Below are 21248 nucleotides of genomic sequence, written 5' to 3' on the forward strand. Positions count from 1 at the left end.
TAAGGCCTAGTTGCGCACATCTTGAGTGCACTTATTTAGACACTCGGAACTTAGTATGCCTGCACACGGCATTGTGGCGCCTGTAAGCCGCACTTTCGAGTGCACTATGACCGCTAAACACCTTTAACTCCGGCCATCTAATGGCTTGTGAATACAGTCTTGATAACAGTGAGGTAATTGCGATGCGCATCAGCATATTTGGTTTGGGTTATGTCGGCGCTGTCTGTGCCGGTTGCCTGTCTGCACGGGGCCATGACGTCGTTGGCGTCGATGTTGCCAAAGACAAAATCGATATGATCAATGCCGGCAAATCGCCGATCGTTGAACCGGGCCTGGGCGAACTTCTGCGCAAAGGTATCGATACCGGCAAACTGCGTGGCACGACTAACTTCGCCGAGGCGATTCGTGACACCGACCTGTCGATGATCTGCGTCGGTACGCCCAGCAAGAAAAACGGCGACCTGGAACTGAACTACATCGAAGCCGTGTGCCGCGAAATCGGTTTTGTCCTGCGTGACAAGACCACCCGCCACACCATCGTGGTTCGCAGCACCGTATTGCCAGGCACTGTGGCCAACGTTGTGATCCCGATCCTCGAAGATTGCTCCGGCAAGAAAGCCGGCATCGACTTCGGCGTTGCAGTGAACCCAGAGTTCCTGCGTGAAAGCACCGCGATCGCCGACTACGACCTGCCTCCGATGACCGTCATTGGCGAGTTCGACAAAGCATCGGGCGACGTTCTGCAGTCGCTGTACGAAGAACTCGACGCGCCGATCATCCGCAAGGACATCGCCGTTGCCGAGATGATCAAGTACACCTGCAACGTGTGGCACGCCACCAAGGTCACCTTCGCCAACGAAATCGGCAACATCGCCAAGGCAGTCGGCGTCGATGGTCGTGAAGTGATGGAAGTGGTCTGCCAGGATAAAACCCTGAACCTGTCCCAGTACTACATGCGCCCAGGCTTCGCGTTCGGCGGCTCTTGCCTGCCGAAAGACGTGCGTGCCCTGACCTACCGCGCCGGTTCCCTGGACGTGGAAGCACCGCTGCTGAACTCGCTGATGCGCAGCAACGAATCCCAGGTGCAGAACGCCTTCGACATCGTGTCCAGCCACGACAAACGCAAAGTCGCCCTGCTGGGCCTGAGCTTCAAGGCCGGCACCGACGACCTGCGCGAAAGCCCGCTGGTGGATCTGGCCGAAATGCTGATCGGCAAGGGTTACGACCTGAGCATCTACGACAGCAACGTCGAATACGCCCGTGTCCACGGCGCGAACAAGGATTACATCGAGTCGAAAATCCCTCACGTCTCGTCCTTGCTCAACTCCGACTTCGACGACGTGATCAACAACTCCGACGTGATCATCCTCGGCAACCGTGACGAGAAATTCCGCGCCCTGGCGCAGAACGCCCCGCACGGCAAGCAAGTGGTCGACCTGGTGGGCTTCATGACTAAAGCCACCAGCGTCAGCGGCCGCACCGAAGGCATCTGCTGGTAATACGGAATCCCGTCTCCGACACCGCGCTTATTGCGGATGAAACACCTGTAGGAGCCCGCCTTGCCGACGATGACGGACTTGAGATCGCCATCGCCGGCAAGCCGGGCTCCTACAGGGGCGCGGGGCTTGCAACTGACTTTAGGATTCCGATTATGCACAGGCTAAAGCACGGCCTACTTCAGGCCGCAGGTTGGCTGTTTTACCTAAGTTTATTGATGGGCATCGCCATGGCGTTGCCTGCGTCCACGTTCGACTCCGAGTCGAAGGACTTCATTTTCCTGATCGGCTTCATCGGGATCTGGCGTTACTCAATGGGTGCCACGCACTTTCTGCGCGGCATGCTGTTCCTGTACGTGGTCTACCCGCACCTGCGGCGCAAAGTGCGCAAACTGGGCAAAGCGGCGGACCCGTCCCATGTATTTTTGATGGTCACCAGTTTCCGTATCGACGCGCTGACCACCGCGCAGGTCTACGCCTCGGTGATTCGAGAAGCGATCGACTGCGGCCTGCCGACCACCATGGTCTGCTCCATCGTGGAAATGTCCGATGAGAAGCTGGTGAAGAGCCTCTGGTCGCGGATGAATCCGCCGGACCGGGTCAAGCTCGACTTCGTGCGCATTCCCGGCACCGGCAAGCGCGACGGCCTGGCCTACGGTTTCCGCGCCATCTCCCGCCACTTGCCGGACGACCGCGCCGTGGTCGCCGTGATCGATGGCGACACCGTGCTCGGCGAAGGCACCGTGCGCAAGACCGTGCCATGGTTCCAGCTGTTCGGCAACGTCGGCGGCCTGACCACCAACGAGTTCTGTGAAGTGCGCGGCGGCTACATCATGAGCGAATGGCACAAGCTGCGTTTCGCCCAGCGCCACATCAACATGTGCTCGATGGCCTTGTCCAAGCGCGTACTGACCATGACCGGCCGGATGTCGGTGTTCCGTGCCACGGTGGTCACCAACCCGGAATTCATCGCCGACGTGGAAAGCGACTCGCTGCAACATTGGCGCCTGGGTCGTTTCAAGTTCCTTACCGGTGATGACAAGTCGAGCTGGTTCAGCCTGATGCGCCTGGGTTACGACACCTTCTACGTGCCGGACGCCGCGATCAACACCGTCGAGCATCCGCCGGAAAAGAGCTTCATCAAGGCCAGCCGCAAGCTGATGTTCCGCTGGTACGGCAACAACCTGCGCCAGAACTCCCGCGCCCTGGGCCTGGGGATGAAACGCCTCGGCCTGTTCACCTCGGTGGTGCTGTTCGATCAGCGCGTGTCGATGTGGACGTCGTTGCTGGGCCTGACAGTCGCGCTGATTGCCAGCTTCAAATATGGCACCGCGTTCATCCTGGTGTACCTGCTGTGGATCGGCATTACCCGCCTGATCCTGACCGTGCTGCTGTCCCTTTCCGGTCACCGGATCGGCCCGGCCTACCCGGCGATTCTCTATTACAACCAGATCGTCGGCGCGCTGGTGAAGATCTACGTGTTCTTCCGCCTCGATCAACAGTCCTGGACTCGCCAGCCCACTTCTCTGACCCGTGATCTCGCCAGCTTTCAACGTTGGTTCAACACCTGGTCGTCTCGGACCATGACCTTCTCCGCCGGCAGCATTTTTGTCGCCGTGCTGCTGATGATGGTCTGACCCGCCCCTATTGAATTAACAAGGAAATCGCCCCTATGAATACCGCCGTCAACGCCAACGTAGTGCATGAATCTGAAGCCCAGCGCCAACACGCCCGAGTGAAAATCCCGGCCAAGCTGCGCTTCTTCGGTCCGGACCGGACGCCGGTTGAAGCCCGTGTGATCGACCTTTCCGCTGGCGGCCTGGCGTTCAACGCCGGTCAACTGCCGCTGAAGATCGGTGACGTGTACAAGGCTCGCCTGCAATTCGTCATCGACAACCTCGGCCTGGCCATGGACGTGGAATTGCAGGTTCGCTCCTTTGACCGCCAGACCGGCCGTGCCGGTTGCCAATTCCAGAACCTCGAACCGCAAGACATTTCGACCCTGCGTCACCTGATCACCTCTCACCTGGCCGGCGACATCGTCAGCATGGGTGAAGTGCTGGCGACCCTGCAGCGCGACAACTTCACCAAGGCGCGCAAGGTCAAGGACGGCGGCCACGGCATGACCGCGTTCGGTCGTCTGCGTGCAGTGACCTTCAGCCTGGGGATTTTCATCGTCGGCGTCGCGGCATTCGGTTTCATTTTCAAATCGGTGTACGGCATGTACTTCGTCAGCCACGCACAGGCCGGTCTGGTCAGCGTGCCGGGCATGAACATCACCATGCCGCGCGACGGCACCGTGCAGAGCCTGATCAAGGCTGACGGCGTGGCCGCCAAAGGCGCCCCGCTCGCCACGTTCAGCACCAGCATGCTCGACGTGCTCAAAGGGCATCTGGACGAAGACCAACTGCAACCGGCCAAGGTTGAAGAACTGTTCGGCAAGCAAATGACCGGCACCCTGACCTCGCCGTGCGATTGCACCGTGGCCCAACAAATGGTTGCCAACGGTCAATACGCCAGCAAGGGCGATGTGATCTTCCAACTGGTGCCGCGCAACACCGAAGCCAACATCGAAGCGCGCTTCTCTTATCGCCAGTTCCGTGACGTGCGTCCGGGTACTCCGGTCAGCTTCCAGATCGCCGGCGAAGACAAAACCCGCACCGGCAAGATCGTCAGCAGCACCAGCCTGAAAAGCGCCGACCTGTCGTCCGACATCCGTGTGCTGATCCAGCCTGACGAAGCCCTGGACAGCAGCCTCGCCGGTCGCCCGGTGGAAGTGAACAGCGATCGTGGCCCGAACCTGAACTGGCTGATCGACAAAGCCATGGCCGCCGGTCTTTAAGTCGAGGACATGCCCGTGACGATTATCAGTTTCCTGAAAACACCACAAACCCTGTGGGAGCGGGCTTGCCCGCGATGGGATCAACTCGGTTTATCTGATGCACCGCAGCGCCTGCATCGCGGGCAAGCCCGCTCCCATACTGGATATGCGGTGTGTGCAATCGCGTTGGCAGTGAGCCTGGCCGGTTGCGCCGGCCTGCCCGACCAGCGTCTGGCCAACGAAGCCCTCAAGCGTGGTGACACTGCGCTCGCGCAGCAGAATTACAAGCAACTGGCCGACCTCGGCTACAGCGAGGCTCAAGTGGGCCTGGCCGATATTCAGGTCGACAGCCGCGACCCGGCGCAGATCAAACAGGCCGAGGCGACTTACCGCGCGGCGGCCGATGTCTCGCCAAGGGCGCAGGCTCGCCTCGGTCGCCTGTTGGTGGCCAAGCCGGGATCTACTGAAGCCGAACAGCACGAAGCCGAAGGCCTGTTGAAAAAGGCCTCGGCCAATGGCGAAGGCAACACCCTGATTCCACTGGCGATGCTGTACCTGCAATACCCGCACAGTTTTCCCAACATCGATGCGCAGAAGCAGATCAGCCAATGGCGCGCCGAAGGCAAACCGGAAGCGGGTCTGGCGCAAGTGCTGCTCTATCGCACCCAAGGTACTTACGACCAGCACCTGGACGAAATCGCCAGCATCTGCAAAGCCGCACTGAACACCACCGACATCTGCTACGTCGAACTGGCCACGGTTTATCAGAAACAGGCCAAGCCCGAGCAACAAGCCGAGCTGATCAAGCAGATGCAAGCCGCACACGCTCGCGGCACCGTGTCTGCGCAACGAGTCGACAGCGTCGCCCGTGTACTCGCGGACCCGACCCTGGGCAAGACCGACGAGAAAACCGCGCAGTCGCTGCTCGAACCTATCGCTCCAGGCTACCCGGCGTCGTGGGTCACCCTCGCGCAATTGATCTACGACTTCCCTGAACTGGGTGACGTCGACCAGATGATGAAGTACCTGGACAACGGTCGCGCCGCCGACCAGCCGCGCGCCGAACTGTTGCTGGGCAAGCTCTATTACGAAGGCAAAATGGTCCCGGCCGACGCCAAGGTCGCCGAAGAACATTTCCAGAAAGCCGTCGGCCGCGAAGTCGCCGCCGATTACTACCTCGGCCAGATCTACCGCCGCGGTTACCTGGGCAAAGTCTATTCGCAGAAGGCCCTGGATCACTTGCTGACCGCCGCGCGCAACGGCCAGAACAGCGCCGACTTCGCCATCGCCCAGCTGTTTTCCCAAGGCAAGGGCACCAAGCCCAACCCGCTTAACGCTTACGTCTTCAGTCAGTTGGCCAAGGCTCAAGACACCCCGCAAGCCACCGAGCTTGCGCAAACACTCGAAGCACAGCTGCCGCCTGCCCAGCTCGCCGAGGCCCAACGCCTGTTGAAACAAGAACAGGCCATTCGTGGGTCCTTGAGCCAGAACACGCTGGAACTGCATGCCCTGCAAGAAGAAGACGGCGAGGAATCCCTATGAAGTTGAATCCATTCATGAAGGCCGGCATCGGCCTCACGTTCGCGCTGATCTGGTCTTGCCCGACACTGGCCGCGATCACTGAAACCAAAAACTTCGGCCTCGAAGTGAAAGTCACCGGCCAGTCCGAGGACGACAGCGACCTCGGCACCCAGAGCGGCGGCGACGTCAATGGCGTCGGTCTCGACCTGCGTCCATGGATCTATGGCGAGAGCGGCGCGTGGAGCGCCTATGCCATGGGCCAGGCCGTGACCGCCACTGACATCATCGAGACGGACACCTTGCAAGGGACCGCCAGCGATGGCACCACGCCGACCACCAACGATGATCGCAAGACCAAGAAAAACTACTTGGCAATGCGCGAATTCTGGGTCGGCTACAGCGGCCTCACGCCGTATCCCGGCGAACAGTTGAAGCTCGGTCGCCAACGCCTGCACAACGCCGACGGCCAATGGCGCGACACCAACATCGAAGCCCTGAACTGGACCTTCGACACCACCCTGTTGCGCGCCAACATGGGCGTCGCCGAACGCTTCAGCGAGTACCGCACCGACCTCACGGAGCTGGCTCCAAAAGACAAGGATCGCCTGCACGTCTACGCCGATGCGGAGTATCAGTGGACGCCGGGGCAGTGGGCGGGCATTCGCGCTCATCACACCCACGATGACGGCAAGCTCGACTACCCGCAGCCGGGCGTACCCACCGATTCGCTGGACAAGAAACAGAACGGTGACCTCACCTGGCTGGGCCTGACCGCCGACAGCGACGCTTATAACTGGCGCAACACCAACACCGTCAATTACTGGGGCAGCATCACCGGCATGAGCGGCGACACCGACACGGTCAACCCGCTGAACGCCAATGGCACGCCTCCGACCGAAGCCAAACGCGGCCAAGACCTCAATGGCTGGGCCACGGATGTCGGCGTGCGTCTGCGCCTCGATCCGCAATGGCAAGTTGGTGCCGCCTATGCCCGCGCCAGTGCCGAGTACGAACAGAACGGCCTGGAAAGCAACCGCTCGAACTACACCGGTACCCGCTCGCGGGTTCACCGTTTCGGCGAAGCCTTCCGTGGCGAAATGCAGAACATGCAGACCGCTACCCTGTTCGGTTCGTGGATGCTCAACGACGAATACGACGCCAGCGTGATCTACCACAAGTTCTGGCGCGTCGACGGCAACAAGCCGATCGGCAGCAACGGCATCAACGCGGTCGAGAACAACACCGACGACCCGACCGGCGCGATTCTCTCCACCACGTCCCTGCCGCTGAACGATGGCGAAAAAGACCTCGGTCAGGAAATGGACCTGGTCGTCACCAAGTACTTCAAGCAGGGCCTGTTGCCGGCGGCGTTGAGCCAGTCGATCGACGAGCCTTCGGCCCTCGTGCGTTTCCGTGGTGGTGTGTTCAAGCCGGGTGATGCGTACGGCAAGGAAGTCGATTCGTACATGCACCGCGCATTCATCGACGTGATCTGGCGCTTCTGATGCGAACCGCGAAGGGAGTGCCCGACATGAACAATTCGAAGCGAGGTTCGATCTCCTTGCTGGCCGGCGCGATGCTGCTGGCCAGCGCGGCTGCCTTCGCCAATGTGGAACCGGTCGTGCCCGTGCAGAAAGGGCAACCGGAGACCATTGCCAAAGGTTTGCAACAGGCCAAGACCTACACCGTCAGCAGCGCACCGACCGCACCGCTGGAGCTGGCCAAGCCAACGCTACCGGACCTGTCCGGCTATACCGCCGAAGCCATCGCCGCAAAAATCGTGCGCACCAAGGCCGGCAAGATCAGCGTGCGCCGGATGATGCAGGAAGACGCCCTGAAGGACTTCATCGGTGGCGACAACAAGATGGCCGAGTGGGTGGTGCGTCAGCACGGTATCCCGCAGGCAATCTTTGTCGACGACGGCTACATGAACCTCAAGGACCTGGCGAAGAAGCTGCCCAAGCAGTACTTCAGCGAAACCTCGCCGGGGGTGTTCCTGGCGAAGTTGCCGATTGTGGTTGGCCGTCACGGCATCCTCGAAATCGACAAGCAGACCCAGGAACTGCGTCTGTCCCAAGAGGCCGGTTCGTTCCTGGTCAACGACGGCCAGCTGTTTGTGCGTGACACCAAGATCACCGGCTGGCGCGAGAAGGACAACGGCCCGGCGACGTTCACCTCGCCCAAGGAATTCCGTCCGTTCCTGCTGTCCTGGGGGGGCACCGAGACCTACATTGCCAACAGCAAAATCGCCAGTTTCGGCTACGCCAACAGTAAGTCCTACGGCGTGAGTATTTCCCAGTACACGCCGAACATGGCCAAGGTCTTGAAGCGACCTGAGCCGACCGGCTGGATCGTCGGTTCCGAGTTCTCGGACATGTGGTACGGCTTCTACTGCTACGAAACCCGCGACTTCGTGGTCAAGGGCAACACCTACAAAGACAACATCGTCTACGGCATCGACCCGCATGACCGTTCGCACCGTTTGATCATTGCCGACAACACCGTCTACGGGACCAAGAAGAAGCACGGGATCATTATTTCCCGTGAGGTCAACGACAGCTTCATCTTCAACAACCGCAGCTACGACAACAAGTTGTCGGGCCTGGTGATCGACCGTAACAGCGTGAACAACCTGATCGCCTACAACGAGATCTACAAGAACCACACCGACGGCATCACCCTCTACGAGAGTGCCGACAACCTGATCTACGGCAACAAGGTGATCAGCAACAAACGCCACGGCATCCGTATTCGTAACAGCGTGAACATCCGCCTCTATGAAAACCTGTCCCTGGCCAACGGCCTGACCGGCGTCTACGGCCACATCAAGGACCTGAGCGACACCGACCGCGACATCAAGCTCGACCCGTTCGACGCCGAAGTCTCGCTGATCGTGGTCGGCGGTGAACTGGCCGGCAACGGCAGTGGCCCGCTGTCCATCGACTCGCCGCTGAGCGTCGAGTTGTATCGCGTGTCCATGCTCGCCCCGACCAAATCCAGCGGCATCAGCTTCAGCGGGATTCTGGGCGAGCGTCAGGATGAAATTCTCGACTTGCTGGTGCGCCAGCAGAAAGCCGTGCTGATCGACCCTGTCGAACGCCAGACCGAAATGCGGGACTGAGGATAATTTTATGCACCCACACTTGATCAAATTACTCAGCCTGTCGGCCCTGACCGCCGGCATTCTCGCGGCCAGCGCTGGTGTTCGTGCGGACGACGCTCAAGCGCCGAAGTTTGCTGCCGAACCGTGCTGCAACCTGTGCCCCGAAGCCCATGACGCGAAGAATTACACCACGCGTTATCAACAGAACTTCACCACGTTGGTGCAGGCTCAGGGCGACTGGCTGTTCCGTACGCAAGAAGACTTGCGCACCGAATTCGACACCTCCCCCGCCGGCTACAAACGCATGAAAGAACTGCACGATGCGTTCAAGAGCAAAGGCGTGGAGCTCGTTGTTGTTTATCAACCCACTCGTGGCCTGGTGAACCGCAACAAGCTCAACCCGGAAGAAAAAGCCAAGTACGATTTCGACAAAGCATTGAAGAACTACAAGACCATGCTCGGGCGTTTCGCCGCCATGGGTTACGTCGTGCCGGACCTGTCGCCACTGACCAACGAATCGCTGCCCGACACCCTGCCCGCCCACGACTTCTACTTCCGCGGCGACCAACACTGGACGCCGTATGGCGCCCAGCGCACCGCGAAAATCGTCGCGGAAAAGGTCAAGCAGATTCCAGCGTTTGCCGGCATTCCGAAACGCGAATTCGAGACCCACAGGTCGGGTCGCATGGGCAAGACCGGAACATTGCACAACATGGCCGGTCAACTCTGTGGCACCAGCTACGCGATCCAGTACATGGATCAATTCACCACCGAGCCCAAAGGCGAAGCCGCCGACGGCGATCTGTTCAGCGACGCCGGCAATCCGGAGATCACCCTGGTAGGCACGAGCCACAGCGGCAAGAACTACAACTTCGCCGGTTTCCTCGAAGAGGCCATCGGCGCCGACATCCTCAACGTGGCGTTCCCCGGCGGTGGCCTGGAAGGTTCGATGCTGCAGTACCTGGGCAGCGAAGAATTCCAGACCAAGCCGCCAAAGATTTTGATCTGGGAGTTCTCGCCGCTCTATCGCCTCGACCAGGAAACCATCTACCGCCAGATGATGGCGCTGCTGGACAACGGTTGCGAAGGCAAGGATGCACAACTGTCCGGCAGCACCACGCTGAAGCCGGGCAAGAACGAATTGATGGTCAACAGCAAAAACCTGAACCTGCAAAACAGCAGCCACCAGGTCGACATCCGCTTCGCCGATCCGTCGGTGAAAACCCTGCAAGCCACCCTCTGGTACATGAACGGTCGCCACGAGGACATCAAAATCGAAAAACCGGAAACCTCCGACACCGACGGGCGTTTCGCCTTTGAGTTGCGCACAGACGAAGACTGGGCCTCGCAGAATCTGCTGGCCGTCGAAGTCCAGGGCCCTGAAGCCGGTGCCGCGCCGCAAAAAGTCGAAGCGAAAATCTGCAAACGCAACGTATTCCCGAGTGCTGAGCAGCGAACTGCTCAGGCCGGGCAATGAGGTCTGCCATGCGAAACCGAACGTTGAAAAATCTGCTCGCGCCATCGTTACTGACCCTGGCGATGTTCGCCGGCGCCACCCAGGCTGCCGCGCCCCTGCGCCCGCCACAGGGTTACTTCGCGCCGATTGAAAAAGTCAAAACCGGCGACAGCAGTGAAGGCTGTGATGCGATGCCGACGCCGTACACCGGCTCGCTGCAATTTCGCAGCAAATACGAAGGCTCCGACAAGGCCCGTTCGACCCTGAACGTGCAATCGGAAAAAGCCTTCCGCGACAGCACCGCCGACATCACCAAGATCGAACGCGGCACCAGCAAGCGCGTGATGCAATTCATGCGTGACGGTCGCCCGGAACAACTCGAATGCACCTTGACCTGGCTGACCGCCTGGGCCAAGGCCGATGCGTTGATGTCCAAGGACTTCAACCACACCGGCAAGTCCATGCGCAAATGGGCACTGGGCAGCATGGCGTCGTCGTACATCCGCCTGAAGTTCTCCGACTCGCATCCGCTGGCCAACCATCAGCAAGAGTCGCAGATGATCGAAGCCTGGTTCAGCAAAATGGCCGATCAGGTGGTCAGCGACTGGGACAACCTGCCGCTTGAGAAAACCAACAATCACTCGTACTGGGCGGCCTGGTCGGTGATGGCCACGTCGGTCGCAACCAACCGCCGCGACCTGTTTGACTGGGCCGTGAAGGAATACAAGGTCGGCGCCAATCAGGTCGACGCGCAGGGTTTCCTGCCGAACGAACTCAAGCGCCAGCAACGCGCCCTCGCCTACCACAACTACGCGTTGCCGCCTCTGGCGATGATCGCCAGTTTCGCTCAGGTCAACGGTGTGGACTTGCGCCAGGAAAACAACGGCGCGCTGAAACGCCTGGGTGATCAGGTACTGGCCGGGATTAAAGACCCGGACATCTTCGAGAAGAAGAACGGCAAGGAACAGGACATGACCGATCTCAAGATCGACTCGAAATTCGCCTGGCTCGAACCGTTCTGCACGCTCTACACCTGCGCGCCGGATGTGCTGCAACAGAAACACAAGATGCAGCCGTTCAAGACCTTCCGCCTCGGTGGGGATCTGACCAAGGTCTACGACCCGGCCAATGAAAAAGGCAACAAGGGTTCCTAGGAAAAATACAAAACCTGTGGGAGCGGGCTTGCCCGCGATGGCGGTCTGACATTCAACATTGATGTCGACTGACCCACCGCTATCGCGGGCAAGCCCGCTCCCACAGGTTTAGCGTCAAGTTTGAGTTTTGTGTGTTACGCCCTCCGGATTTCGGTGGGGGGTTTGGGGGGGCTGCGGCCCTTGACTGTTGGTTAAACATGGAGAGATCGGGATGGTATTTTCATCCAATGTGTTCCTGTTTCTGTTCTTGCCGATCTTTCTCGGCTTGTACTACTTGAGCGGAATACGCTATCGCAACCTGCTGCTGCTGATCGCCAGCTACGTGTTCTATGCCTGGTGGCGCGTGGACTTTCTCGCGCTGTTCGCCGCCGTCACGCTGTGGAACTACTGGATCGGCCTCAAAGTCGGTGCCGCGGGCGTGCGGACCAAACCGGCGCAGCGCTGGCTGCTGCTCGGCGTCGCCGTCGACCTGTGCATCCTGGGCTACTTCAAGTACGCCAATTTCGGTGTCGACAGCATCAACGCGATGATGACCTCAGTCGGTCTGTCGCCGTTCATCCTGACCCACGTGCTGTTGCCGATCGGGATCTCGTTCTACATCTTCGAGTCCATCAGCTACATCATCGACGTCTACCGTGGTGACACCCCAGCGACCCGCAACCTGATCGACTTTGCAGCGTTCGTGGCGATCTTCCCGCACTTGATTGCCGGCCCGGTCCTGCGTTTCCGCGACCTTGCCGACCAGTTCAACAACCGCACCCACACCCTCGACAAGTTCTCCGAGGGCTGCACGCGGTTCATGCAGGGTTTCATCAAAAAGGTCTTCATCGCCGACACCCTCGCCGTCGTCGCCGACCACTGCTTCGCCTTGCAAAACCCGACCACGGGCGATGCCTGGCTCGGCGCACTGGCCTACACCGCGCAACTGTATTTCGACTTCTCCGGCTACAGCGACATGGCCATCGGCCTGGGCTTGATGATGGGTTTCCGCTTCATGGAAAACTTCAAGCAGCCGTACATCAGCCAGTCGATCACCGAGTTCTGGCGTCGCTGGCACATCAGCCTCTCCACCTGGCTGCGTGACTACCTGTACATCACGCTGGGCGGTAACCGCAAAGGCACACTGATGACCTATCGCAACCTGTTCCTGACCATGCTGCTCGGTGGTCTGTGGCACGGCGCGAACATCACCTACATCGTCTGGGGTGCGTGGCACGGCATGTGGCTGGCGATTGAAAAAGCGCTGGGCCTGAACACCTCGCCGCGCAGCATCAACCCGATCCGCTGGGCGCTGACGTTCCTGCTGGTGGTGATGGGCTGGGTGATCTTCCGCTCGGAAAACCTGCACGTTGCCGGCCGTATGTACGGCGCGATGTTCAGCTTCGGCGAATGGTCGCTGTCGGAACTCAACCAGGCCAGCCTCACCGGCCTGCAAGTGGCAACCCTGGTGGTGGCTTACGTGACCCTGGCGTTCTTCGGCATCCGTGATTTCTACACTAACCGTCCGCCAGAGAAGACCAAGCCTGCCGTCAACGTCGAGACCGATGGTCCTGCCGCTGCGACCCCTGGAACGATCAAAGCCGTACCGGGCGACAACCCGGCCAGCATCCACCAACCGGGTTACACCGTTGGCGTCGAAGCCACCGTGCAACCGGCCTACTGGACCGCTGACTGGTCGCGTTACGTGATGCGCGCCCTGGTGCTGCTGCTGTTCATCGCTTCGATTTTCAAACTCTCGGCGCAAAGCTTCTCGCCGTTCCTTTACTTCCAGTTCTGAGGGATCTGACCATGACCCGCTCATTACGCATCTTCTACATCGCCCTGTTCCTGTTGACCCTGTTGGTCTTGGGCCTGTGGTCCACGCGCAGCTTCTTTGGTTTCAGCACCAGTGCCGACACCACGGTGCTCAACGGCCGCTGGACCAAAGCCGTGGAGACGCACTACGACGACGAGTTTCCGATCAAGCGCCTGGGCACCAACCTCTGGGCCGCGCTGGATTTCAAACTGTTCAACGAAGGTCGTCCGGGCGTCGTGCTCGGCCGCGATCAGTGGCTCTATAGCGATGAAGAGTTCAACCCGATCGTCAACGAAGAGCTGAACCTGCAAGGCAACTACGCGCTGGTCGAAGGCGTGCGCCAGACCCTGAAAGAGCAAGGCGTGCAACTGGTGATGGCGATCGTGCCGGCCAAGACCCGCCTGTACCCGGAACACCTGGGGGAGGTGAAGCCTTCGAGCATTCACGCCAACCTCTACAAGGACTTCCACGACCGTGTCGCGGCCGACAAGATCCTCGCCCCCGACCTGCTCGGCCCGCTGCAAAAGGCCAAGCAGAATGGTCAGCAAGTGTTCCTGCGCACCGACACTCACTGGACGCCGGAAGGCGCACAAGTCGCCGCCGAGACCCTGGCCAAAACCATCGCCGACAAACTCCCGCTGAGCGGCGAACCGCAAAACTTCGTCACTACACCTGCAGAGAAAGTCACGCACAAAGGCGACCTGCGCTTGTTCCTGCCGCTGGACCCGCTGTTCGAAAACCTGATGCCGGCGCAAGAACCGCTGCAGAAGCGCAACACCGTGGCGGCTGGCGATCAGCCGGCCGGTGACGACGCCCTGTTCGCCAACACTGAAGTGCCGGTGGCCCTGATCGGCACCAGCTACAGCGCCAACCCGAACTGGAACTTCGTCGGCGCACTGAAACAAGCGCTGCGCAGCGATGTGGTCAATTACGCCGAAGACGGCCACGGCCCGATCCTGCCGATGCTCAGTTACCTGAAAAGCGATGCTTTCAAGAACAGCCCGCCACAGGTGCTGATCTGGGAGTTTCCTGAACGCTATCTGCCTGTGAACAACGAAATCGGCGACGCCGACCCGCAGTGGGTCGCAGAGCTCAAAGAAGCCGGCGCCCGCCAACAAAACGTAGCCGCAAACACTAAATCCGAGACGCCCGACCGGGCGCAAAACTGAAAGAGAGGTACACCATGACTTTCACTACTACTCCTCGCCGTCTCGCTAAGACTTTCGCTCTTGTCGCTGGCATGAGCGTTCTGTCGATGCACGCCTTCGCCGGTGGCGACGCCGCACTCTACGGCCCGACCGCACCCAAAGGCTCGAGCTTCGTACGGGTCTACAACGCCGGTAATGCTGAAGTCAGCGCCACCGTCGGCACCACTAACCTGAGCGACGTCGCACCGCTGTCCAGCACCGACTTCAGCTTCATGCCGGGCGGCGACTACAGCGCCAAGGTCGGCAGCCAGACCCTGCCGGTGAAACTCGCCGGTGACCACTATTACACCCTGGTCAACAACGCTTCCGGCGCGCCGCAACTGATTGAAGAACCGCCGTTCAAGAACAAGCAGAAGTCCCTGGTGCGTCTGCAGAACCTGAGCGACAAGCCGCTGACCCTGAAAACCGCTGACGGCAAGACCGACGTGGTGCCAAGCGTGGCCGCCAAGGGCCGTGGCGAGCGTGAGATCAACCCGGTGAAAGTCAGCCTGGCGCTGTTTGAAGGCGACAAAAAAGTCGGCGATGTAAAACCGGTTGCCCTGGAACGCGGTGAAGCGGCCGTGCTGTACGTCACCGGCAACGGCAGCAGCCTGTCGCCAGTCTGGGTAAAACGCCCGGTGTCGACGCGCTAATCAATTCTCTGAACTGACCCGGCTCTCTGTGGGCGCTGGCTTGCCAGCGATGGCATCACCTCGGTGAATCTGAAAAACCGAGTCGTCTGCATCGCTGGCAAGCCAGGCTCCCACAGGGGCCGAGGTGAGCGTTCAGAACGAGACAACAACAAGAGTGAAACGACAGAACGTTCGTAGCTCTAACCAATCGATTTTAAAGGAGTAACAACATGATTCCGGTGATCTTGTCAGGTGGTAGCGGCTCACGTCTTTGGCCGCTTTCGCGTAAACAGTTTCCCAAGCAATTCCTTGCCCTGACCGGCGAACACACACTGTTCCAGCAAACCCTGGAACGCCTGGTGTTCGAAGGCATGGACACCCCTATCGTGGTGTGCAACAAGGACCACCGCTTCATCGTCAACGAGCAGTTGAGTAACCGCAAACTCGAAGCCCAGCGCATTCTGATGGAACCGTTCGGTCGCAACACCGCGCCGGCCGTGGCCCTGACCGCGATGATGCTGGTCAATGAAGGTCGTGACGAGCTGATGCTGGTGCTGCCGGCCGACCACGTGCTGGAAGACCAGAAAGCCCTGCAACGCGCCCTGGCCCTGGCCACCGTCGCGGCGGAAAACGGCGAAATGGTGCTGTTCGGCGTGCCGGCCACCAAACCGGAAACCGGTTATGGCTACATCAAGTCGACCAATGATTCGCTGCTGCCGGAAGGCGTCAGCCGCGTTTCGCACTTCGTCGAAAAACCTGACGTCAAACGCGCCACCGAATATGTCGAATCCGGTGGTTATTTCTGGAACAGCGGCATGTTCCTGTTCCGCGCCAGCCGCTTCCTCGAAGAACTGAAAAAGCACGACCCGGACATCTACGACACCTGCCTGCTGACCCTCGAACGCAGCGAGCAAGATGCCGACACCATCACCTTCGACGAAGCCACCTTCGCCTGCTGCCCAGACAACTCCATCGACTACGCGGTGATGGAAAAAACCCAGCGTGCCTGCGTCGTGCCGCTGACCGCTGGCTGGAGCGATGTCGGTTGCTGGGCGTCGCTGTGGGAAGTCAATGAAAAAGACGCCAACGGCAACGTCACCAAAGGCGACGTGGTCATCCAGGACAGCAAAAACTGCATGATCCACGGCAACGGCAAACTGGTGTCGGTGATCGGCCTGGAAAACATCGTGGTGGTCGAAACCAAGGACGCCATGATGATTGCGCACAAGGACTCGGTCCAAGGCGTGAAACAGATGGTCAACACCCTCAACGAACAGGGTCGCAGCGAAACCCAGAACCACTGCGAAGTCTATCGTCCGTGGGGTTCCTACGACTCGGTGGACATGGGCGGCCGCTTCCAGGTCAAGCACATCTCGGTCAAACCGGGTGCGTGCCTGTCGCTGCAAATGCACCACCACCGCGCCGAACACTGGATCGTGGTCAGCGGCACCGCTGAAGTGACCTGCGACGACAACGTGTTCCTGCTCTGCGAAAACCAGTCGACCTACATTCCGATCGCGTCGGTCCACCGTTTGCGTAACCCGGGCAAGATTCCACTCGAGATCATCGAAGTGCAGTCGGGCAGCTACCTGGGTGAAGACGATATCGAGCGGTTCGAAGATATCTACGGTCGCTCCACCCCGATCGAGCGCGGCGTGTCGGTGAAAACCATCGCGCAGTAAGCGTTCAGCAAAATAAAAGCCCCCGTCCAGCCCGCTGCGTCTCCTATCCGCAGCGGGTTGGGCGGGGGCTTTTTTCTGCCGATGTCATGCCAAATCACATTTTCAATGGATTTCTATTTTGCTTTGCAAAGGTTTTCCATTTGTCTAACAACTGGCTAGGTAACGGATTCAATCTGCCTGTCTGAAAATAGCCGCTTTGTAATTCGCTCCTTGTCACATGGCCGGAATCGATCATGAATTTAGCCATGTTCCCGCCCCAATGTTGAGCCTCGCCACCTACGCTCGTTGTGAAATAACCCGTTTTGTACAACGCTCCGGGGTACATATCATTGAAGACCTGATGGGCAAAGTAGTCGGTAATGTGTTCGTCATAATTACTGTTACTGACAGACGTATCCGTCTCTTGCTGAAAACCTATATGTCCGTGCGAAGAAGCATGCAAGGCTTCGTGAACAATCGTCGAGCGAATTTTATCTCTATCAAGCTGACCATTTTCAGAATAATCCGGTGCGGTTACTCCCATATAAATTATTCCGTCTGGCGACGTCCAGGCGGCAGGATTGGCACGCAGTTCTTCCTGGTTGAACTGCATCGTTTCATTGCCAGGAACAGGACCTGATTTTTTCAAAAAGTTCTTCGTGTGTTACATCCACTACTTTTATAGGGCGAACCGATACACCAAATAGTTGACTGATCGTGTTGGCCAGCTGGGCCGTGTCGACATAGTCACCTGTTTTCCATGTCGTTGAGGCCTGATTCGCTGGCATTTGCGGACGCGCCAATACAATTGGCTCAAAAAGCCTATGAGCCTGCGCGGCTTGCCCAGACCCTGATGGCCCTGGCGGCACTGGGCCGAAACCAGGCGGTGGTGGAGGTGGCAGGGCTAGTGAAGGTGGCCTTGGAGGTGCGGGGGGGTATTCGGTTTATCAGGCTTCCGTCCATCGATATCGATCAACGTGACAGGGTTATTTCTAACCATTCGATACAGGTTCAAACCATCCACCGCACCTGCCGGATCGGGATTTAGCCAACGCTGTAGCCACGGTATGTAGTACCGAAACCCATAATAATAAAGCCTCGTCGCATCCCGCTCCTTGCCTGAATACCGAATGGTTTTGTAGTCGACTGCAACGGCATCTGTGTCGGCACACCACGCGGTCTCGCCGAAGGGATAAAAAACTTCCCGGCTGATGACTTGTGCATCGTCAGCCAGTTCCACCGTGCAGGAATTCAGGTGATCGACCAGGGTGTACCGATACTGATCGTTGATGCCGGGCGGTGGATCGCTTTCCCAGTGCAACACCCGAACGGAATTAAGGCCAGCCTGTGCGGTGATGACTTCCAGCCTCTCACCGGTGCCACTGTCGGTACGCAGTTCCAGCCCTGGCAAGTAACGCACTTCGGCTATCACGGTTCTGGCATGGGTCTGCAACGAGCGAATTTTTCGTACCCGTTGGCCACCGCCATCGTAGAGGTAGGACTCAACGTCATTGCGTCCGGAATCGCGCTCCACCGGGCTGACCGACTGCAACTGATTGCGCAGGTCCCACGTCAAAAAACGCCCCTGATCCAGCTCCAGCAAATTGCCCTTGGCGTCGAATGCCGTCGTGATTTGTTCTTCCGTGGGGGGCACGCCGTTACGCCAGGGCAAACAGCGATTGCTGTACTGCGCAGCTTTCAGATCACGTCCCGGACTTTGCGAGCCGACATGTGCCAGCTTCAGCAAATTCCCGCTTTCGTCATAACGGTAGGTTTGCTCGTAGTTGCTGAGCGCCGCGGGATCGTTGCGCCCAACGGATGCCGGCCCTTGGCTGGGGGCGCGCGCCTCCCAACCCGTCGCCTTGATCAATTGATAAAGGCTGTTGTAGAAAAAACGACTGATCGGCTCAATACGCTGATTAGCGAAGTAGCGCGTCGACAAGGCCTTGTCCTCGATACTCAGCACATTGCCCATTCGGTCGTAGGTATAGAACAGGTGTTGCAGCAAGCCGCGATGCTCGCTGTGCGCCCGGCGCTCGATCAGGAGTCCGTCTTGCGGAGAATATTTGAGGGTCGTCTGTACGTTGTTACCCGCCACTTCGCGAGTGATCTGTCCTTGGGCGTTGTACTCAATCTCGCTGACCAGTGTTTGCCCAGAGGGCTTGCCTGCCAGTTTCAAGACACTGTGGCGCAGTCGGCCATCAAGGGTGAAAACAAACGTCTGACAGTTCTGCCTGGCATCAACCGACTCCAGCACGTTCCCGAGAGGACCGAATCGCCAGGTCGAAACAGCTCCATCGCCGGGCTCCAACAAATCATTGCGATCAGCAATCGACGCTGGCCAATCAGGGGCGACGGGGTCCAGAGCGAAGTGTTGAACGTGTCTAGAGCATTGACCGGTGATCGTAAACGCCTTAAACAACACGGTCCCGCCGGGGCCATCCTGTCGAATCAATTGCCCCAATAGGTTGTGGTCCTGGGTACCCTGACCGGGACGACCATACTCCATGCGTTCGGCACAACGTCGTGGGGCTGTGGCGACGTGTTCAAATACCGTCACCGGACGCAGCCGTTCGTCGTATTCAACCTCGCGTCGTGTGCCGCGACTGTCCCAGCCTTGCAGCACTTCATTGGCCAGGCCGAAGAAATTGATCTGCGAGCCGGCATCCACGCTCAGCGTCGATACGGCAACATCGGACAGCGAATACACCGTGACGAGATTGGCGGGTGCCAGCGGATCTTGTTCCCGTAACCCCCAAAGCCGGGGGTCCCACTGCATGATTGGGAGCCCGGCGGCATTGTGGAGCGTGCGGTTGATGCGTGCCTGAGTCGGCTCGCCTTCAACCTCGCGCCAATAATCAATGGAACGGATCGTCAGCGCTCGCGAGTCGACGACCGAAACGGTGGAGGTTTTAGAGTGCATGCCGGCGCGTCCCTGTAAGCCAGTGGTCAGCTAATCGCTTGTGACGTGGGCTGGCTACTGTCAAAAATTACAGTTGCGACCAACGGCAACAGTGACAGATCCACGAATGTCCATTCGCGCAGCCCTTCGGTAGGATGGAGGTCATGAGTTCAAGGAGCGTACATACATGTTCATCGGCGTCCTGCTGGTCATCACCTGGCTGATCCTGTTGCTGCGCTACCCGTCCAAGGCGTTTCCCGTGTCGGTGGCGGCCGCCGTCGGTTTGGGTCTGGTGGCCACATGGGTGATCTGGCTCGACAACCGCGAGGTCAAGCAACTCGCGCGGCTGGAGCTGCGCATCACCTACGCGCCCGAGCAGTGCCCGGCGGATCGTCCGTTACAGCTGAAAATGAACAATGGCAACGACGTGCCGCTGACCGAATTGCGCTGGCGTATCGCGGCGTATGCACCGGGTGACACGGTCAATCTGGCCGACAACCAATACGAAGCCCCGCGATATCGTGGCCCCGGCGAGCTCCAGGCCGGCGCCAACTGGGAAGACTGTTTGCCCTTGCCACCCTTGCGTCCCGGCTATCGCCCGCAAACCCTGGAGTTTCGCGCCGAGCGTTTGCAGGGTAGTTTCTCCGATTAATCCCACTTCTTATTTGCACAAGGACCGCGCCATGCCCGTTGCGTTGATTACCGGTTGCTCCAGCGGCATTGGCCGTGCCCTTGCCGACGTGTTCAAAAATGCCGGCTACGAAGTCTGGGCCAGTGCCCGCAAGGCTGAAGACGTGGCCGCGCTAACCGCCGCCGGTTTCACCGCCGTGCAACTGGACGTCAATGATGGCGCCGCGCTCGAACAGCTGAGCGAGCAGATCAATCAGCAACATGGCGGCCTCGACATCCTGATCAACAACGCCGGTTATGGCGCGATGGGGCCGCTGCTCGATGGCGGTGTACCGGCGATGCAGCGGCAGTTCGAGACCAATGTATTTGCCATCGTCGGGGTCACACGCGCGCTGTTCCCGGTGCTGCGTCGCGCCAAGGGATTGGTGGTGAACATCGGCAGTGTTTCAGGGATTCTGGTCACGCCGTTTGCTGGCGCCTATTGCGCCTCGAAAGCAGCCGTTCATGCGTTGAGCGATGCGCTGCGCATGGAACTGGCGCCGTTCGGTATTCGCGTGATGGAAGTCCAGCCGGGCGCCATCGAATCCAGCTTCGCTAAAAATGCCGGGCATGAAGCGGAACAATTGATCACCGAGCAATCGCCATGGTTTCCCCTGCGCGAAGGCATTCGTGCGCGGGCCAAGGCATCTCAGGACAAACCGACGCCGGCCCGGGAGTTTGCGCAGGGGTTGCTCAAGGCGGTGCAGCAGGGCAAGCCACCGCGTTTGATTCGATTGGGCAATGGCAGCCGAGCGTTGCCGTTGTTAGCGGGTTTGCTGCCAAAAGGGTTGCTGGAATCGGGGTTGATGAAGCGGTTCGGGTTGCGCGGGCAGCTCTGAGACCGGGCCGAC

Annotated in this window: 15 protein-coding genes and 1 pseudogene; 14 read left to right on the forward strand and 2 right to left on the reverse strand. The window is 59.3% G+C overall.

All coding sequences use genetic code 11. From position 1 onward, the window contains the following. The first annotated feature begins 182 nt into the window (after nt 1-182). From AB4N43_RS11845 to AB4N43_RS11900, 12 genes are all read left to right on the forward strand, one after another. Entirely contained in the window at nt 183-1499 is a 1317-nt protein-coding gene (locus AB4N43_RS11845) for a nucleotide sugar dehydrogenase (protein ID WP_027924846.1), read from the forward strand. 152 nt (nt 1500-1651) lie between these two features. Next, nucleotides 1652-3133: a mannuronan synthase gene (alg8, locus tag AB4N43_RS11850; RefSeq protein ID WP_032833612.1), complete on the forward strand. Its 1482-nt coding sequence runs from the start codon at nt 1652-1654 to the stop codon at nt 3131-3133. Between the two features lie 35 nt (nt 3134-3168). Beyond that, complete coding sequence (locus AB4N43_RS11855) at nt 3169-4338, forward strand: alginate biosynthesis protein Alg44 (RefSeq protein ID WP_027924844.1); 1170 nt, start codon at nt 3169-3171, stop codon at nt 4336-4338. A gap of 9 nt (nt 4339-4347) precedes the next feature. Continuing rightward, complete coding sequence (gene algK / locus AB4N43_RS11860) at nt 4348-5859, forward strand: alginate biosynthesis TPR repeat lipoprotein AlgK (RefSeq protein WP_081743983.1); 1512 nt, start codon at nt 4348-4350, stop codon at nt 5857-5859. Then, on the forward strand, nt 5856-7343 hold the full coding sequence (locus AB4N43_RS11865) for an alginate export family protein (protein WP_027924842.1): 1488 nt from the start codon (nt 5856-5858) through the stop codon (nt 7341-7343). Before algK ends, AB4N43_RS11865 begins: the two co-directional genes overlap by 4 nt. A gap of 26 nt (nt 7344-7369) precedes the next feature. Then, nucleotides 7370-8959, forward strand: coding sequence for a mannuronan 5-epimerase AlgG (gene algG / locus AB4N43_RS11870; protein WP_059181587.1), 1590 nt, complete (start codon nt 7370-7372; stop codon nt 8957-8959). Nucleotides 8960-8969: 10 nt separating this feature from the next. Beyond that, nucleotides 8970-10418, forward strand: a complete 1449-nt coding sequence (locus AB4N43_RS11875; protein ID WP_027924840.1) for an alginate O-acetyltransferase — start codon at nt 8970-8972, stop codon at nt 10416-10418. Nucleotides 10419-10426: 8 nt separating this feature from the next. Continuing rightward, a complete protein-coding gene (locus AB4N43_RS11880) occupies nt 10427-11551 on the forward strand; it encodes a mannuronate-specific alginate lyase (RefSeq protein ID WP_027924839.1) in 1125 nt (374 codons plus the stop codon). A 211-nt stretch (nt 11552-11762) separates the two neighbouring features. Further along, entirely contained in the window at nt 11763-13328 is a 1566-nt protein-coding gene (locus AB4N43_RS11885; RefSeq protein WP_027924838.1) for an MBOAT family O-acyltransferase, read from the forward strand. 11 nt (nt 13329-13339) lie between these two features. Beyond that, the gene (locus AB4N43_RS11890; RefSeq protein ID WP_027924837.1) at nt 13340-14515 is read left to right on the forward strand and encodes an alginate O-acetyltransferase; all 1176 of its coding nucleotides are present in this window, start codon (nt 13340-13342) and stop codon (nt 14513-14515) included. 14 nt (nt 14516-14529) lie between these two features. Continuing rightward, entirely contained in the window at nt 14530-15186 is a 657-nt protein-coding gene (locus AB4N43_RS11895) for an alginate O-acetyltransferase AlgF (RefSeq protein ID WP_027924836.1), read from the forward strand. A 209-nt stretch (nt 15187-15395) separates the two neighbouring features. Continuing rightward, nucleotides 15396-16847, forward strand: coding sequence for a mannose-1-phosphate guanylyltransferase/mannose-6-phosphate isomerase (locus AB4N43_RS11900; RefSeq protein ID WP_027924835.1), 1452 nt, complete (start codon nt 15396-15398; stop codon nt 16845-16847). A 94-nt stretch (nt 16848-16941) separates the two neighbouring features. On the opposite strand, the gene AB4N43_RS11905 is transcribed toward AB4N43_RS11900, so the two are convergent. Beyond that, nucleotides 16942-17475, reverse strand: coding sequence for a hypothetical protein (locus AB4N43_RS11905; RefSeq protein ID WP_460154087.1), 534 nt, complete (start codon nt 17473-17475; stop codon nt 16942-16944). Nucleotides 17476-17784: 309 nt separating this feature from the next. Further along, nucleotides 17785-19749, reverse strand: a pseudogene (locus AB4N43_RS11910) (RHS repeat-associated core domain-containing protein); the annotation flags it as partial. A gap of 166 nt (nt 19750-19915) precedes the next feature. Here AB4N43_RS11910 and AB4N43_RS11915 point away from each other — a divergent pair. Then, nucleotides 19916-20380, forward strand: coding sequence for a hypothetical protein (locus AB4N43_RS11915; protein WP_027924604.1), 465 nt, complete (start codon nt 19916-19918; stop codon nt 20378-20380). Between the two features lie 31 nt (nt 20381-20411). Then, nucleotides 20412-21236, forward strand: a complete 825-nt coding sequence (locus tag AB4N43_RS11920) for an SDR family oxidoreductase (protein ID WP_027924603.1) — start codon at nt 20412-20414, stop codon at nt 21234-21236. The last annotated feature ends 12 nt before the right edge of the window (nt 21237-21248 follow it).

The sequence above is a fragment of the Pseudomonas sp. S2_B07 genome (assembly GCF_054668435.1).

Coding starts and splice junctions, on each gene's coding strand:
- algK (WP_081743983.1), top strand. CDS start 4,348: ATGCCCGTGACGATTATCAGTTTCCTGAAAACACCACAAACCCTGTGG.
- AB4N43_RS11920 (WP_027924603.1), top strand. CDS start 20,412: ATGCCCGTTGCGTTGATTACCGGTTGCTCCAGCGGCATTGGCCGTGCC.
- AB4N43_RS11865 (WP_027924842.1), top strand. CDS start 5,856: ATGAAGTTGAATCCATTCATGAAGGCCGGCATCGGCCTCACGTTCGCG.
- AB4N43_RS11915 (WP_027924604.1), top strand. CDS start 19,916: ATGTTCATCGGCGTCCTGCTGGTCATCACCTGGCTGATCCTGTTGCTG.
- AB4N43_RS11895 (WP_027924836.1), top strand. CDS start 14,530: ATGACTTTCACTACTACTCCTCGCCGTCTCGCTAAGACTTTCGCTCTT.
- AB4N43_RS11890 (WP_027924837.1), top strand. CDS start 13,340: ATGACCCGCTCATTACGCATCTTCTACATCGCCCTGTTCCTGTTGACC.
- AB4N43_RS11875 (WP_027924840.1), top strand. CDS start 8,970: ATGCACCCACACTTGATCAAATTACTCAGCCTGTCGGCCCTGACCGCC.
- AB4N43_RS11900 (WP_027924835.1), top strand. CDS start 15,396: ATGATTCCGGTGATCTTGTCAGGTGGTAGCGGCTCACGTCTTTGGCCG.
- algG (WP_059181587.1), top strand. CDS start 7,370: ATGAACAATTCGAAGCGAGGTTCGATCTCCTTGCTGGCCGGCGCGATG.
- AB4N43_RS11885 (WP_027924838.1), top strand. CDS start 11,763: ATGGTATTTTCATCCAATGTGTTCCTGTTTCTGTTCTTGCCGATCTTT.
- AB4N43_RS11855 (WP_027924844.1), top strand. CDS start 3,169: ATGAATACCGCCGTCAACGCCAACGTAGTGCATGAATCTGAAGCCCAG.
- AB4N43_RS11880 (WP_027924839.1), top strand. CDS start 10,427: ATGCGAAACCGAACGTTGAAAAATCTGCTCGCGCCATCGTTACTGACC.
- alg8 (WP_032833612.1), top strand. CDS start 1,652: ATGCACAGGCTAAAGCACGGCCTACTTCAGGCCGCAGGTTGGCTGTTT.
- AB4N43_RS11845 (WP_027924846.1), top strand. CDS start 183: ATGCGCATCAGCATATTTGGTTTGGGTTATGTCGGCGCTGTCTGTGCC.